At 30.6% G+C, this 14861-nt stretch carries 14 protein-coding genes; 1 reads left to right on the top strand and 13 read right to left on the bottom strand.

Translation table 11 applies throughout. From position 1 onward, the window contains the following. Positions 1-17: 17 nt before the first annotated feature. Positions 18-278 (top strand): DUF4911 domain-containing protein, encoded by a 261-nt coding sequence (locus FVE73_RS03940; RefSeq protein ID WP_018449800.1) that lies wholly within the window; start codon positions 18-20, stop codon positions 276-278. A 61-nt stretch (positions 279-339) separates the two neighbouring features. On the opposite strand, the gene FVE73_RS03935 is transcribed toward FVE73_RS03940, so the two are convergent. From FVE73_RS03935 to FVE73_RS03875, 13 genes are all read right to left on the bottom strand, one after another. After that, a complete protein-coding gene (locus tag FVE73_RS03935; RefSeq protein ID WP_018498707.1) occupies positions 340-543 on the bottom strand; it encodes a twin-arginine translocase TatA/TatE family subunit in 204 nt (67 codons plus the stop codon). Between the two features lie 2 nt (positions 544-545). Next, complete coding sequence (gene tatC, locus FVE73_RS03930; RefSeq protein ID WP_018498706.1) at positions 546-1259, bottom strand: twin-arginine translocase subunit TatC; 714 nt, start codon at positions 1257-1259, stop codon at positions 546-548. Positions 1260-1294: 35 nt separating this feature from the next. Beyond that, complete coding sequence (locus tag FVE73_RS03925; protein WP_018498705.1) at positions 1295-2995, bottom strand: FTR1 family iron permease; 1701 nt, start codon at positions 2993-2995, stop codon at positions 1295-1297. Next, positions 2973-4211, bottom strand: coding sequence for an iron uptake transporter deferrochelatase/peroxidase subunit (gene efeB, locus FVE73_RS03920; protein WP_018498704.1), 1239 nt, complete (start codon positions 4209-4211; stop codon positions 2973-2975). Before efeB ends, FVE73_RS03925 begins: the two co-directional genes overlap by 23 nt. Positions 4212-4338: 127 nt before the next feature. Then, a complete protein-coding gene (efeO, locus tag FVE73_RS03915) occupies positions 4339-5220 on the bottom strand; it encodes an iron uptake system protein EfeO (RefSeq protein ID WP_018498703.1) in 882 nt (293 codons plus the stop codon). Positions 5221-5392: 172 nt separating this feature from the next. Further along, on the bottom strand, positions 5393-6241 hold the full coding sequence (gene rsmA, locus FVE73_RS03910) for a 16S rRNA (adenine(1518)-N(6)/adenine(1519)-N(6))-dimethyltransferase RsmA (protein ID WP_018498702.1): 849 nt from the start codon (positions 6239-6241) through the stop codon (positions 5393-5395). Positions 6242-6250: 9 nt separating this feature from the next. Next, positions 6251-6805, bottom strand: coding sequence for a hypoxanthine phosphoribosyltransferase (hpt, locus tag FVE73_RS03905; protein WP_018498701.1), 555 nt, complete (start codon positions 6803-6805; stop codon positions 6251-6253). A 718-nt stretch (positions 6806-7523) separates the two neighbouring features. Then, positions 7524-7868, bottom strand: coding sequence for a 50S ribosomal protein L20 (gene rplT / locus FVE73_RS03900; protein ID WP_018498700.1), 345 nt, complete (start codon positions 7866-7868; stop codon positions 7524-7526). Positions 7869-8076: 208 nt separating this feature from the next. Further along, the gene (rpmI, locus tag FVE73_RS03895) at positions 8077-8283 is read right to left on the bottom strand and encodes a 50S ribosomal protein L35 (RefSeq protein WP_018498699.1); all 207 of its coding nucleotides are present in this window, start codon (positions 8281-8283) and stop codon (positions 8077-8079) included. 44 nt (positions 8284-8327) lie between these two features. Then, the gene (gene infC / locus FVE73_RS03890; RefSeq protein ID WP_018498698.1) at positions 8328-8819 is read right to left on the bottom strand and encodes a translation initiation factor IF-3; all 492 of its coding nucleotides are present in this window, start codon (positions 8817-8819) and stop codon (positions 8328-8330) included. 889 nt (positions 8820-9708) lie between these two features. Beyond that, positions 9709-12027, bottom strand: coding sequence for an SUMF1/EgtB/PvdO family nonheme iron enzyme (locus tag FVE73_RS03885; protein WP_018498695.1), 2319 nt, complete (start codon positions 12025-12027; stop codon positions 9709-9711). Between the two features lie 132 nt (positions 12028-12159). Then, positions 12160-13908 carry a hypothetical protein gene (locus FVE73_RS03880; protein WP_018498694.1) on the bottom strand — a complete coding sequence of 583 codons (1749 nt, stop codon included), beginning with the start codon at positions 13906-13908 and terminating at the stop codon, positions 12160-12162. Further along, positions 13901-14749: a WYL domain-containing protein gene (locus FVE73_RS03875; protein WP_018498693.1), complete on the bottom strand. Its 849-nt coding sequence runs from the start codon at positions 14747-14749 to the stop codon at positions 13901-13903. Before FVE73_RS03875 ends, FVE73_RS03880 begins: the two co-directional genes overlap by 8 nt. Between the last annotated feature and the right edge of the window lie 112 nt (positions 14750-14861).

The following is a 14861-nucleotide window of genomic DNA, read 5'->3' as shown; positions in this document are numbered from 1 at the left end:
GAGAAAGGCTGAAAAATATGGAAAATAATGAAAAAGAAATGAAAAGCTGGGAATACATCATTCAAACAAAAAAAGAACATATTGACTTTATTAATAAAATCATAGAAGCATACGATGGCTTAGGAAATGTGAGAACTCTTGATAACCAGAACGGTTTAATAAAGATTCTTACAAATTCATATCTTTTAGATGATATGGATAAAGCGATTGAAACGTTAAAACAAAAAAATATCGAAATGGAAGTATTAGAAAAAAGAGAATGGCTTGGAGTGTTATAATTCCAAGCCTTTTATAATTCAAATATAATAATCAAAAAATAGCTTATAAACTAAGATTAATTTATTTACACTTTTTTTCTTTTTTATCTTCTACATTTTTATTATCAGCCTCTGAGTCAATTCCAGAAACTGACTTTTTAAATTCCCGAATCATTTTTCCTATAGCTTCTCCCAGTTCAGGCAGTCTTTTAGGTCCAAAAATAAGCAACGCACCAAGTATTAGAACTATAAGTCCCGGTGCTCCTATATCTTGAAAAATTCCCATTTTTAATCATCCCTCCTTCTTTTGTAGACATATTTACAAACAGAAATACTCACTTCATAAAGTAAAATCAATGGTGCTGCCATCGTTAAATCGCTTATAAAGTCAGCTGGCGTCAAAACGACTGCAACTACCAGCAAAATAAAGTAGCCATATCGCCTGTTTTTTATTAAATATTGCGGTGTCAAGATATGCAGCGATGTTAGAAATGCCACAATAACGGGCAATTCAAATATTACACCAAGCGGTAATGATGTATGTAATACAAATGTTAAATAATTATTTGCTGTAAGCTGAATATTAAACAAATCATTGCCAAAAGATAGTAAAACATTTAGTAACGCAGGCGTTACTACAAAAAATCCAAAAGAAAGTCCTATAACAAATAATATAAAAGTTGCAGGCACATAAGATAAAATTGCCTTAGCTTCCTTTTCCTTAAGAGCAGGACGAATAAAAGCCCATAGCTGATAACTTGTAAAAGGTAATGTCAAACTAAAAGCACATATTCCAGCCAGCATTAAATAAATGCTCAAAATATCATTAGGCCCAAGAACTATGAGCTTCTGCTTAAATGAAGCCGTCAGTAATTTGTAAATATCGGAGCAAAATATCAAACTTACTAAAAAAGCTGCAATAAAAAATATAATTGTAATAATGAGTCTTTTCCTAAATTCGCTCAAATGTTCCACAAGCGTCTGTTCATCAATTTTAGCCATTCTATTCCTTTCCGATATTTTATCTTTTAAAATTTTTATTTATCTTTTCTCTTTTTTATCAATGCAGCAATCACGATAATCACAATTAAAATTAATTGACTAATAAATACTTCCATATTTGCATAAATTCCCAAAATTTCCATTGTAGGTATAAAATGAACTACGTGTAACTGTAAAATCCCTACAACTTGCAGCATGTGAATACTTGTTCCAAGCATTTTAAATGCAAGGAAGTAAATTGTCCACGTAAGTACAAAAAACACTTGATGTATTTTTATTTTTGAAGAAGCATATATTAAAACAAGTGCAATTACAATTAGTATCAATATCGCACTTACAATACCGATAATCAAATTCTGCAATGAAATTAATGGTAAAATTCCTACATAAAACAATATTGTTTCTGCCCCTTCTCTAAATACCGCAAGAAAACTAAGTACAAACATTGAAACAAAACTTCCTGTACTTAATACAATATCCATTTTTCTGTCAATATAATCTTTCCAAGATTTTAAGGATGATTTACTATGCAGCCAAAATCCAATCCCAATCATCATTATAACCGCAAAAATTCCTACAAATCCTTCCAAAATTTCACGGTTTGTTCCTGAAGATACGGCAGGGAATAAAGCCTGAAGAGCAAATGCTATTACCACACTTGCAAAAATTCCGGCAGCAGCTCCTGCATAAACCCAACGCAATCCCTTTTTCTGATTTGCAGCTTTCAGGCTGCTTACCAATGCCAGAACGATAAGAAGTGCCTCCACACCTTCACGAAGAAGTATAAACATTGCATCAATAAATGTATATTGTGCTTTTGTATCAATTTGTGATAATTCTGTAATTAATCCTTGTAATTGTTCCTGATACTCTTTTTCGCTACCTTTTACCATGATTATTGGAGTCTGTGTTTCCACTTTTGTATATAAAGCTGAATTTCTCGTACTTACATCGCCTTCAACCGTAGGCCATACCTGAATAAACTCTTTCACTTTTGACTGACCTTTAGATCTATTTCCATTTTTAAAAGCTTCCAACGCATCTTTCAACATATCTACAGCTTCTTTTAGTGTAATTGTGCTTGAAACATTATTTTCTATCTTCTTGCCATCTAAATAGTCTTGTATTGTTGATTTCAAGTCATTAAAAGAATTGATTGTGTTGTCATAATCAAATGGCTCCACTTCCATAGAGCTTCTCAAAAACGACATTGCAGTTTCCACTTTTCCATAGTAAGGAATACTTCTGCTTCTTATAAAACTTTCATTTCTTGTCCAGACACCGTTAAATTTCAAATATTCTTTTTTCATAAGTTCCACATCTTTAGATTGAATTGCTTTTTCCAGCATATCTAAAGCAGGATTCATTCTTGACTGAAACTTTTTCTTTTCCGCATTATCGTCAACAGGATTCTGCTCTTTTTCAAAAGCTAATAGTGCTGTTGTAACTTCTCTCAGGTCATCTTCTGACAATACAGCTTTTTCTTTATTTAAAAGTTCCTGTACCTTTTTCCCTTGCGTAGAATCAGCATTTTTAACCTTTTTAAATTCATCTCTTACTTCAGAAAAAAGTTTTTTTGCTTCATTTTGGTTATTATTTTTTATTGCCGTTGTTGTGTCTGTAATTTTTATGTAAAGTCCGCTATAGCTTTCTTCTGCAATAATATTCACGAAGAATAGCATAAAGCACAAAAATAGCATTGTACTTATTTTTTTATTCAAATAATTTCTGCCCAATGTACTCTCCCTTCTTTATCCCTCCAAAACAAGCAAAAATTCCTGTTCCGACGTGAGTAATATATTCATTCAGTTTATCATCGTTTCCTAGGCTGTTCTGAATCTTTATAAATTGATCAGGATGTTTTTGGAAACATATAAATAGCAGTCCCGCATCAAACTGTCCGCTCACTTCATCTATTCCGTTAGAATAAGAAAAGGCACGGCGTGCTATTTTAACGTCAGCTTTTTTGGCAAGATAAACATGTGAATCAATTGGTAGAACTGGTTTTCCGTCTGGTCCTTTTTTATTTATGTCAATTGTTGCAAATTCATCTGTTTCTCCAAAGGGAGCCCCGCTTTCTTTATACCTTCCAAACGTATTTTCCTGCTCCTGTAAATTAGTTCTATCCCATGTTTCAAGATGCATTTGAATACGTCTTACAATAAGAAAAGTCCCATTTTTCAGCCAATTATTCTTATCATACCAAACAACATTTTTAAAATCATTATTATTTTTTGGATTTTCCGTTCCATCTTTAAATCCAAAAAGATTTCTTGGAGTTTCTTTTCCATTACCAATTGGTAAAAAACCAGCTTGGGTCCATTTTAGAGTAATTAAGGCACGTCCTTTACGAACAAGATTTCTCACAGCGTGAAATGCCACTTGAGCATCATCTGCACAAGCCTGAATGCAAATATCTCCACCTTTATACTTGTCCTTTATCTGGTCTCTCGGAAAATGTGGCAAATTCTTAAATTCTTCCATTTTCTTATTATCCATCTTCAATTTATCTAGAAAAGACGGACTTATTCCAAAAGTTATTGTCAAACGGTATGGATTTAATCCCACTGTTTCTCCTGTATCTATCGGAGGAACTAGATGATTTGCAAGTTCTGGTGCTACAAGTTCACCTTTCATAAGTTTTTCAGAATAATCTGTCCAGTCCTTAAACATCTGCTTTATTTCTTCCCTGTCCGTAGAATGTAAATCTAATACCGCAAAATAGACGTTTTTTTGAACAGGAGTAGCAATTCCCGACTGATGTTCTCCATAAAATGAGATTCCTTCATTTCCAACAACTTGATTTGCCTTGCTGCTAAACATATTTGCAAAAATTGCACCCGCTCCGCTCGCTCCAATTGCAGCACCTGCTCCAACCATTCCTGCTTTTTTCAAAAAATCACGACGTGATATTTTTTTATCAAACCATTTTTTATCATTTTCATCACTCATTATTTTACCTCTTTTTATACTGTAAGTTTTATTTAGATGTGTTCAATAATCTAAATGTTAATTTTAACAAAGGGAATTAATTCCCTATTCAATAATACTTAAACATATTAGTTACCGAATAAGTATATTATTTCTTAGGAGTTGCGTCTATTACGATTCCCATTTGCGATAAAGGTTCCCCAAGTTTAGTAACTGCTTCAGCTAGAGCTTTTGTATCTTCTGGCTTCAATTCTGTGTACAATTTATAATTTTTGTCATCTGTCATATATTTGTCAAGAAGCTGGTTTACTGCTTTAAATTCTGTATCTAAAGTTGTTACAAGCTTAGCATCTTTTTGTTCTAATTTAGGTCTGAACAGTTCAAAAATTTTCTGAGCTCCTTCGATGTTTGCTCTAAAGTCGTACAAATCAGTATGTGAGAACACTTCTTCTTCTCCAGTAATTTTTTGAGTTGAAACTTCATTCAACAAGTCAATCGCTCCTGTAACCATTAAATCAGGCGTTACTTCGATTGTGGCGATTTTTGCCTTTAGCTCCTTAATGTCGTTTACAAGATCGTCTGCGTATTTTTCAGTTCCTTTTGTAGTATTCTGTTCCCATAATATTTTTTCAATTCTATGAAAACCTTTCCATCCTTCTTCATTTTTAAATTCTTCCTTAAAGTCAACAAGACGATAATCTATCTTAACATCAGATTCTCCAAAGCTTTCAGCAATAGGCTCAGATCTTTCATAAGCCATACGGATTAGTGGATAAACTTTTTTAGCTTCGTCTAATTTCCCAGTCTTTAATAATTGTGCAAAATTTTCTGTATCCTTTAAAAGCATATCAATCTGACCTTCAACATACTTTTTATATTCAGAAGTTTCCTTGCTCAAATCAGTTTTCCCTTGTTCAGCTGTCTTTCCAGCTGTTGTACCAGCCTTTCCACCTTCCTTTGTTCCAGTATCTTTGCTACAGCTTATTGCCATTAATGCTCCAATAAGCAATAAAATTCCCATTTTTTTCATAAAAAAATTCCTCCCAATTTATATTTGCTATATTATACTCATTATTTTATTATTTGTAAAGTAAAAATATTTGATTTACAAAATTTTTTGCTAAAAAAATTATTACGTAACTAAAAAAGTCCTCCACGATCTAGAGAACTTTTTATTTTTTATTCAATAAAATATAGACAGTTTAACCTTCCAAAATCCCAATAAAATCAATAAATCCTTGCACAGAAAATTCTTCTGCTCTAGCTAATTCTGTTTTGCCAACTTTTTTCAAGCATTCTTTTACAAAATCTTTTGAAAATCCTAAATTCGATAAATTATTAGAAATACTTTTTCTCTTATTTGAAAACGCTTCTCTCAAATATTTAAAATATTTTTCTTCTGAAATTTGACTTTCATATTTTTTATCTTTCAAAATTTTTATTCCTAAAAATGCTGAATCAACTTTTGGAACAGGATCAAATTTTTCTTTTGGAACAGTAAATAAATATTCTGTTTCAGCGTAAAACTGTACTGCGTGAGTAAGCAGGCTCATATTTTTACTATGTGGCTTTGAGGCAATCCGCTCTGCCACTTCTTTTTGCACCATCAAATAGATTTCATCAATATTTTCACGGTATTCAAGCAATTTATTAATAATTGGCGAAGTTATGTAATACGGAATATTTGCTACAACTTTCACATCTTTTTTATTCTCAAAAAAAGTTTTCAAATCTGCTTCCATAAAATCCTGATGAACTAACTCAAAATTTTGCTTGTTTTCAAATTTTTTACTCAAAAATGGGATTAAATCATCATCTATTTCAAAAGCAGTCAAAAATTTAGAATTTTCAATTAATTTTTCTGTCAAAAATCCCAAACCTGGTCCAATTTCCAGCACTTCTGTTTCTTCATCAATATTCGCCACATTCAAAATCTCGTCCAACAAACTGCTATCATTTAGAAAATTCTGACCATATTTTTTCTTAGCCTTATGATCTTCATTCTCAAAATTTTTATCTCTTTTCTTATATTTTTTATTTTTCCCCTTCAATTTTACTCCTTACTCAAATACTGATGGTTCAGCAACTCCTATATATTCCAAATTTCTATAATTTTCATTAAAATCAAGCCCATACCCAACAACAAATTCATTTGGAATCTCAAATCCAATATATTGCACATCAACTTCAACTTCTCTTCTTTCAGGTTTATCTAAAAGTGTACAAAGTAATATTTTCTTAGGATTTCTGCTTCCCAAAATTTGTAATACTTTTTTTAACGTAAATCCTGAATCAATAATATCTTCAACTACCAAAACATTTTTCCCGCTAATCGTACTTCTTAAATCCTTTAAAATTTTAACTTCTCTAGAACTTTGAGTCCCTTCCCCATAACTGGAAGCCTCAATAAAGTCAATTTCAAGTGGCAATTTTATTTCCCTAATCAAATCAGCCATAAACACAATAGACCCCTTCAAAAGTCCTATCACTATTAACGGCTCATTTTCATTTTTAAAATCTTCAGTAATCTTTACTCCCAGTTCCTTTACTTTTTTCTGAAGTTCTTCCTTCGTAATCAACTGTTTTTTTATTCCAAATTCAAAATCTCTGTTCATGTTTTCCTCCCTATTATTTATATTTCAGTCATTTGTAAAAGTCTAAAAATCTGATAAACACAGTATTTTTATGCTTGATTTTCTTGTTTTTCTACGATCGCTGACAAAGAATCTTGACCTCTTATGATTAATAAATATTGCTGTTATTTAATATTTACCACTTTTATTTTTACAATCACCTAATTTACATTTTATAATTACTTGTAAAATTCCATAATCTTTAGTTGATACAATAAATACCACTCAAATTTAATAATACCCCAAAAATTTAATTTTTTTTAATTTGCACTATTGACTTTTTTAATTTTTATGCTATAATACTAATGTCAAGAGAAAGTTAAACAATGTTTAACAATCTCGTGGCTGTATAGGGAGATTTGTTTTTTTAAATAAAAGACCATTTTATGAGATAGCCCAAAAAAAACATTATTTATTTAATTTCCCTATATAAAAAGGGCTATCTCATAACCTAAAGTTAATCTATTTTATAAGATTTACAAGTATAGTCCTTTTAATTAAATCTAATTCATTTAAATTTTTTTTATTCTAAACTTTTTATTAAATATTACTCAATCTCTTATTTAAATAAAAAATCAAAATTCTTTTTTTAATTATAATTCTGAATCTATACTTTATAACTTAAAAAAAGTAATACTCAAACAGCTGCTTTTAATTTAAAAATCACCATTTGAGTATTGATTTATTTATATTTGAATCACTATTTAACTTTTTCTACTAATTTTGCAAATTCAGCAGGGTTATTCAATGCTAAGTCTGCTAGAACTTTTCTGTCAAGTTCAATTCCAGCTTTTTTTAATCCATTCATTAATCTTGAGTAAGAAATTCCATTTAATCTTGCAGCAGCGTTAATTCTTATAATCCACAATTCACGCATTTTTCTTTTTTTCAATTTTCTATGTTCAGTTGCATAAGCCATAGCTTTTTTAACTGCTTCATTAGCTTTTCTATAATTTGTTTTTATGGCTCCTCTATAACCTTTTGCTTCTTTTAAAACTTTTTTATGTCTTTTTCTTCTAACTATTCCTGTTTTTACTCTTGGCATATTCTTTCCTCCTTAATATTTTAGCCGTTTTCTGTTCTTTATTTATTTTTAGAACTAACTTCTGTCGATTTTTAATTTTAATTTTTTAAATAAAAAGCCGTTAATTATTGTTTTAAACTGCTTTTTTTTATTTTACCTCTGAATAAAAAGTTACAAATTTTACTAAATCACTTTTTTCAAAAATATTTTTTTAAAACAATTATTGGAATTATCTTCCTTCTTGTCCAGCCAATACTTTTTTAATTTTTCTTTCAGCACCTTTTGGAGCGATCACATCTTGTCCTAGACGTTTCTTTCTTTTATGAGTCTTTTTAGTTAAGATATGGCTCTTTCCAGAGTGTCTTAAAGAAATTTTTCCACTTCCTGTAACTTTAACTCTTTTTTTTGTTCCTTTATGTGTTTTCATTTTTGGCATTTTCTTTCCTCCTAAATCACTTTTCACTTTTTTAAATTTTGCCTTTATTTTTTAGGCGATAATAAAATAAATTTTTGAACCTGTTCTTTTCCATATTTTTTTTCAACTGTCGCAATTTCTTCAAAATGACTTGCAAACTCATCCAATACTTTAATAGCAGATTCCGCATGTAATCTTTCTCTACCTGTAAGTCTTAGGCTAACTTTTACCTTATGCTCTTTGGCTATAAATTTTTCAATTTGAGAAATTTTTGTATCCTTGTCATGTTCATCAATATGAGGTTTAATTCTAATCTCTTTAACAACAATATTTTTTTGTTTTTTCTTATTTTCCTTGTCTTTCTTCGTTTTCTCATACTTGAATTTTCCATAGTCCATAATTTTGCATACAGGCGGTGTTGCATTTGGTGAAATTTCGACTAAATCCAGTTCTTTTTCTGTCGCAAGTGCTAATGCATCTCGTGTAGACATTACTCCAAACTGCTCCCCATCATCACCAACAACTCTAATTTCTCTTACTCTAATTCGCTCATTCATTCGTGGCTCATCAAATCGGTTATTTCCTCTTATAAAAAACACCTCCTAATTTTTTTACAATAAAAAAACAAGATATAAGAAACCTTGCTCAATAGTTATTATATAAATAAATCTCACAATAAAATCAGTACAATAAAAATACCCATTTCATTACAAAATATCAAATAACTAATACCCAACTCATCCTAAAATAGAACTAATCATTCTATTTTTATTTGGAAAGTCAATCCAAAACCTAAATATATTGATGGAAAGGTGAGAAACAATGTTTCTACTTCTAATTTAATTACTAAGATAGTTTATCATATTTTATTTTATTTTGCAAGTAAATTTTGAATTTTTTTTGACTTCTTGTCCTTGACATTTTATGAAATTATGATATAATTAATTTAACAAGATAACTTGTGAAGGATTAGTGCTGGGTTCCTGGATAGGAGTAGGATTAAAATCTTAGAATTCCTTTGCCCCTGAGGTTATCTTATTTTTTTATTTCAATTCCTTTTATTTATAAAATTAATAGTTTTTTTCTCCATTTACTATCCTTTCTATATTATTTTTATCAAATTTTAACATAATTACACTATATAATTTCTTATTTTTCAAAAAATTTTTAGATTTAGTCTATAGAAAAAAGCCCTCCAAACAGAGAGCCTTTATATTAATTTAAATTATAATTTCAGCCTATATCGACTTCTATTTAAGAAATCATTGATATAGTACGATCCACATATTATTTATAACACTTTTATTACTTTTTGTCAACCACATTTTTAAACTTTTTTTAATAAATCCCAAAACCTCCTCAATCTCCCCATTTCCGTTATTTTCTTTCCCTTTTTAGTCAAAATCCCCCCTGTTTCAAAACCTAAAAAATGAAAAATCATAAAAATTAAATTGTTCTAACAATACGGAAACCATAAGAAGCTTTTAGAACATAATAATACTTCTGACTATTCTCAGCTTTATCAGAATATCGTTCAAATATTTCATACTCAATATCTTTATAATTCAAATTATTCCAAGACCCTCCTTTTAATACTCTACTTTCTTCTGTTTCATCGTATATATATGGTGTTTTTTCTGATATATATCCATCACTACCTGTATCATAACACCATTCATATATATTTCCACTACAATCATAAAGTCCTAATTGATTTGGCCTCTTCGCTCCTACATCATGAGTACGATTTTCTGAATTTGCATAATACCAAGCAACTTCATTTAAATTATCACTTCCTGAATGTTTATAATTAAATGTCCCATCTTGTATCGCAATTTCTCCACCTCTTGCAAACCATTCCCACTCTACTTCTGTTGGCAATCTAAATCCTTCAGTTTTTCTAAAATCTACTACATTTGGGTATTCTATTTTACCATTTGATTGATGTATTCTTAATATTCCTTCTTCTTTTCGACTTAAATCATAAACAGGTTTTAATCCATGTTTCTCACTCAATTTATTACAAAATTCCAAAGCATCCCACCAAGATACATTCTCAACTGGACGTCTTCCACCTTTAAATTCTGATGGATTATTCTCCATTACTTCCATCCACATATCTTGTGTTGTCTGATATTTACAAACTTCTAAATTGCAAACTTCTCTTTCTTCGTTAAAGAATGACGGTGTGTATTTTCCTCCATTTACTATAACCATATCTTTAAATGTTGGTCTTCCAGCTATTCTTTTACCATTTTTTATTTTTTGAGAAGCTGATTTTATTTTGAATTTTTTATAGCTCTTTTTCAAAACATCTATCTTATCAGATAAAATATTCGATAAAGAATCTATACTTTTAGTTGCTTCTAATAAATTATTTGTTGTAATTTTCTTATCTTCTTCATTTTCAGTTTCTAGTATAAATTTATTTTCAACTGCGTTTTTAACGATTTCTTCTATGTCAGCACCACAGTAGCCTTCTGTTTCTTCTGCCAGTTCTTTCAAGTTTATGTCGTCTGACATTTTTCCTCTTTTTTCAAGGTGAATTTCAAATATTCTTTCTCTTTCTTCCTCGTTTGGAAAATCTATAAAAAATACTTCATCAAATCGACCTTTTCTTAGAAATTCTGGCGGGAAGGCTGTTATATCGTTGGCTGTTGCTACTACGAATACCGTGTTTTCTTTTTCCTGTAACCAAGTCAAAAATTGTCCAAATAAACGTTTTGTTATGTCGCTTGCTCCACCGTTTTGATCTATTCCTGCAAATGCTTTTTCTATTTCATCTATCCATAAAATGCACGGACTTATTGATTCTGCTGTTTTTAGTGCCACTCTCATATTGTGTTCTGATTCTCCAACGTATTTTCCCAAAAGTCTTCCTATATCCAGTCTTAATAATGGAACGTTAAACAATCTTGCACTTGCTTTTGCTGCCAAACTTTTACCACAGCCCGGCATTCCTACAAGCAGTACTCCTTTTGGCGTATCCACTCCAAATTTCTTGGCTTCATCCAGTCTTCTAAATACTTGTGCCTTAGAACTTAGCCATTCTTTCAATCCTTCAAGCCCACCAATTTCTTCTATTTTTTCCTTAAAGTCAATAATTTCCAAAATTGAAGATTTTTTAATTATTTGTCCTTTTTCACGAATGATTATATCTCTTCCCGAAATTGAAATATTATTCTTAGATTCATTTATCATATTCAGAACGTGATCTATTTCCAGTTTTGTCAACCCTTTTAACGAAATTGCAACTTCCCCAACATCATTTTTATCCACATTCACATTATTTTCTTTAGCAAAGTTCCAAATATATTTTTCAATCTCGTCTTTTGTCATGTTTGGAATATCAAGTATCGAAGTAAATTTTTCCAAATCCTTCGGTACTGTTTCTGCTTCTGTTACTACAATTACTGTAAAATTATAATCTGAATTTGAATATCTAGTTTCTGCTATTTTCTTTATAAGTGCAATATTCTTAGCATCTTTCATTTCTTCTTCTGCATTCTTAATTATCAAAAACACATTAGTTTTCACACCTTCAGAAAATAAAATATTTAAAAAACTGTACAAATCCATAATCTCATCACTTTTAACCTTTGTTTCAAAATTCACAGCTCCAAAGGCCCTGTATTCAAAAATCGCCTTGCTTTTATATTCCTTAGTCGCTTCCGTTACGATTGTGTCAACTTCCTTATAATCTCCACTGTGTACCCAAATTATAGGTCTTCTTGCCCTTAAATACTTTGATAAATTTGTTTCCATTTTTCCTCCTGATTTTTCATTTATTTCAATTTTTTATAAATATGCTCTAACTCATTTAAAATTAAATTAATCTAATACTACAGAGTTTAATTAGAATTTTTTAACTTTAATTTTAAAACGATATTATTATTTTTACCATCCAAATAATCCTCCAATAAAACTTCCTACTGCTCCAACTGCCGAACTTAAGGCACTTCCTACCGCTTTTACACCTGAAGCTACTGCTGTTCCTACTGCTTTCACTCCTTCCCATGCTCCTTTTGCAACGCTTTTTACTGCCTCTGTTCCTTTTTTTACTATTTCAGTTGATCCATCAATTACAGGTTTTGCAATAGTTCCCACTCCTTTGGCTATCGCTCCGCCAACTTTACTTCCAACTATTCCACATACTGCTCCTGCCGCAAGTGCTACCGCTCCACCAACAACTGCTCCTGCAACTCCCAATGCTCCCAGCCCAATTGCTCCAGCCACTGCCATTCCACCTATAAAACCAGCATTTGAAGCAACTATTGCTCCATAAGCAGAACCTACTGATGTTCCTACCCTTTTTGTAGCTTCTCCTAGACTTATTTCACCTGAGCCTAATTTAAACGCCGTTCCTATAATATCCATTGAAGATGCCGCAACTGCTCCAACTGCATTATTATTTGCTAAAACTCCAGCAAAGACTTTCGGCACAACATTCTTTTCGACTGCAACCCTTATTCCTCCAGCAACTGCTGTTGAAAGTCCCATTGAAGTTCCAGTCTTCACTCCAGCCTCGATTACTTCAGCAACTTCCACTTCTTCTCCAGAAACAAGTTTTATTCCAACATCCAAAGCCATTCCAATACCAACTCCCATAGTTCCATTGATTACAGCCTGTTTTCCTAGTTGTTTGCTTATTGCAAGAGCGTCTACGTCTTTTTCAAAACTGAATTTTACTGCTTCTTTGTCGCCAGACTGGTATTTTTCCTGAATATTTTTTATTTCTTCCTTGCTTATATTTTTACTTTCCACTTCTCCAAATTTCATCTTATCTACTGAATTTGGAATATCTCCAGTCTGATCTGACGGAACTAATTTTGACTGAAATTTATATTTGTAACCTTGCTGTCTGTCATAAAATGATTTTGCAGTTTCATTGGCATTTTTATAGGCTTTTGCCTGATATTTTCTTACAATCTTGCCAGAATCTTCTATTGTCATGTCAATCGAATTTTTTCCATAAGTTTCGCCTATTTCTGGCTTTAGTGCCTTTGCATAGTAGTTTTTTTCTTTAACTGCCGCATCTATATTGAACGTTCCAGCATGACGTTCTTCAAATATAAATCCATCTAAATTAGGATTTTGGCTTATTTCTCCAGTTTTAGTTGTAAGTGCTGACAAAATTTCCTCATTTGACTTGCCTATAGCTGAATTTACATTGTCAACATAGGTATTTGCTCTATTTGCACTCAATGTATTTTCTACTATTTGCGGATCGTTTATTGCGGCTGCTTCATATATCATTGCCTCGTTGTAATTTGCTAAAATTTCACTGCTTTCCTTCATATCTCTAATAATTTGCTTTCTATCCACAATTTCCGCATTTATTACATCTTTCGAAATTTTATCCAGTATCACATCTCCCACATAATCACTGCTGCTTATCCCAACTTTTTGATATTTTTCCACTTCCTTTTTCTTGTCAAAATAAATTTCAACTCCTGCCATAAGTTCATCAGCCATTTTTTCTATTTCCTGTATATTTTTATCAGCAAGTTCATTTTGCAATTCAAAAATTAACCAGCTTCTCAAATCCTTTTTATTTTCACTTTTCTCATTTTGAGCATAACTTTTTAAAAATTTTTTGATAATTTCCTCTGTTTTTCTCCTTCTGCTCCCTCTTAATCTAAACATTTTTTTCCTCCTCAGTTTCATATATTTCTATTGTCCTTTTAAGTTCATTTTTTAATTTTTCCTGTAATTCAATTGGTTCTAAGATTTTTACATTTGAAAAAAATTGTGCAAAATACACCAATGCAAGTTTGTTATCACATTCAAAGATATAAATCCCATCCTTCTTATTTAAAAGTCTAGGTCTGTTTGTCAAAACTTTTTCATATAATTCCACTCCTTTTTCTGTAAATTCAACTTTAACTGTGTTCTTATACGATAGAAACGGAGCAAAATTTTTATGCACATCATCAATATATTTTTTATCTTTTATTTCAATATTTTCATTTGTAAACCATACTTCTTCTATTTCAGAAACTCTGTAATTCCTATAATCATTATTTTTTTCACAGTAGCAGAACAAGTAAGATCTGTTTTCGTCATCTGCCACTTTTACAAAATACAGACTTACTAGCCTTATATATTTATGATATTTTATTTTTATCTTTCTCTTACTCTCCATTCCTTCCTTAATTTTCCTAAAAATCTTTTCAAATAATATTTCTTCACGTTTATATCGTAAATTATTAATATACGTAAAAATTATATTTCTCCAATATTCAGCCTCAGTTTCAACTCTGCTTCTAACAAAAGTATCCATAAAAATTTCATCATTATTTTTATTCAAGTTAAACTGCAGCACTTCTCCTGAAAAGTTCCCCAATTCCACTTTATTCAAATTTTTATCCATATAATATTTAAAAATTATGTTCCCTATTCTTCCCACAGGCATTTTAAAATACTCTGAATCACTTTTTATAATTTCATTCATAAAATCCGAAATTGTAACTCTAACCTTCTTCATAGCCAATCTCCTAAAATAACAATATTTTTTAACTTCTAAATCTAATTTTAAGCCATTTTCCTTAAATTTAATCCCCAATTATTTTTTCTACACAAATTATATCTAATATCAA

The organism is Leptotrichia wadei (assembly GCF_007990545.2).
GTDB classification, from domain to species: Bacteria; Fusobacteriota; Fusobacteriia; order Fusobacteriales; family Leptotrichiaceae; genus Leptotrichia; species Leptotrichia wadei.
Note: the sequence above shows the minus strand (reverse complement) of the source record. Positions and strands in the feature narration are given on the sequence as shown.

Bases quoted from the DNA above. Each gene is read 5' to 3' on its own strand.
- FVE73_RS03880 (WP_018498694.1), bottom strand. From the start codon at position 13,908: ATGTTTAGATTAAGAGGGAGCAGAAGGAGAAAAACAGAGGAAATTATC.
- efeO (WP_018498703.1), bottom strand. From the start codon at position 5,220: ATGAAAAAAATGGGAATTTTATTGCTTATTGGAGCATTAATGGCAATA.
- FVE73_RS03940 (WP_018449800.1), top strand. From the start codon at position 18: ATGGAAAATAATGAAAAAGAAATGAAAAGCTGGGAATACATCATTCAA.
- rpmI (WP_018498699.1), bottom strand. From the start codon at position 8,283: ATGCCAAAAATGAAAACACATAAAGGAACAAAAAAAAGAGTTAAAGTT.
- FVE73_RS03935 (WP_018498707.1), bottom strand. From the start codon at position 543: ATGGGAATTTTTCAAGATATAGGAGCACCGGGACTTATAGTTCTAATA.
- FVE73_RS03885 (WP_018498695.1), bottom strand. From the start codon at position 12,027: ATGGAAACAAATTTATCAAAGTATTTAAGGGCAAGAAGACCTATAATT.
- tatC (WP_018498706.1), bottom strand. From the start codon at position 1,259: ATGGCTAAAATTGATGAACAGACGCTTGTGGAACATTTGAGCGAATTT.
- hpt (WP_018498701.1), bottom strand. From the start codon at position 6,805: ATGAACAGAGATTTTGAATTTGGAATAAAAAAACAGTTGATTACGAAG.
- infC (WP_018498698.1), bottom strand. From the start codon at position 8,819: ATGAATGAGCGAATTAGAGTAAGAGAAATTAGAGTTGTTGGTGATGAT.
- FVE73_RS03875 (WP_018498693.1), bottom strand. From the start codon at position 14,749: ATGAAGAAGGTTAGAGTTACAATTTCGGATTTTATGAATGAAATTATA.
- efeB (WP_018498704.1), bottom strand. From the start codon at position 4,211: ATGAGTGATGAAAATGATAAAAAATGGTTTGATAAAAAAATATCACGT.
- rplT (WP_018498700.1), bottom strand. From the start codon at position 7,868: ATGCCAAGAGTAAAAACAGGAATAGTTAGAAGAAAAAGACATAAAAAA.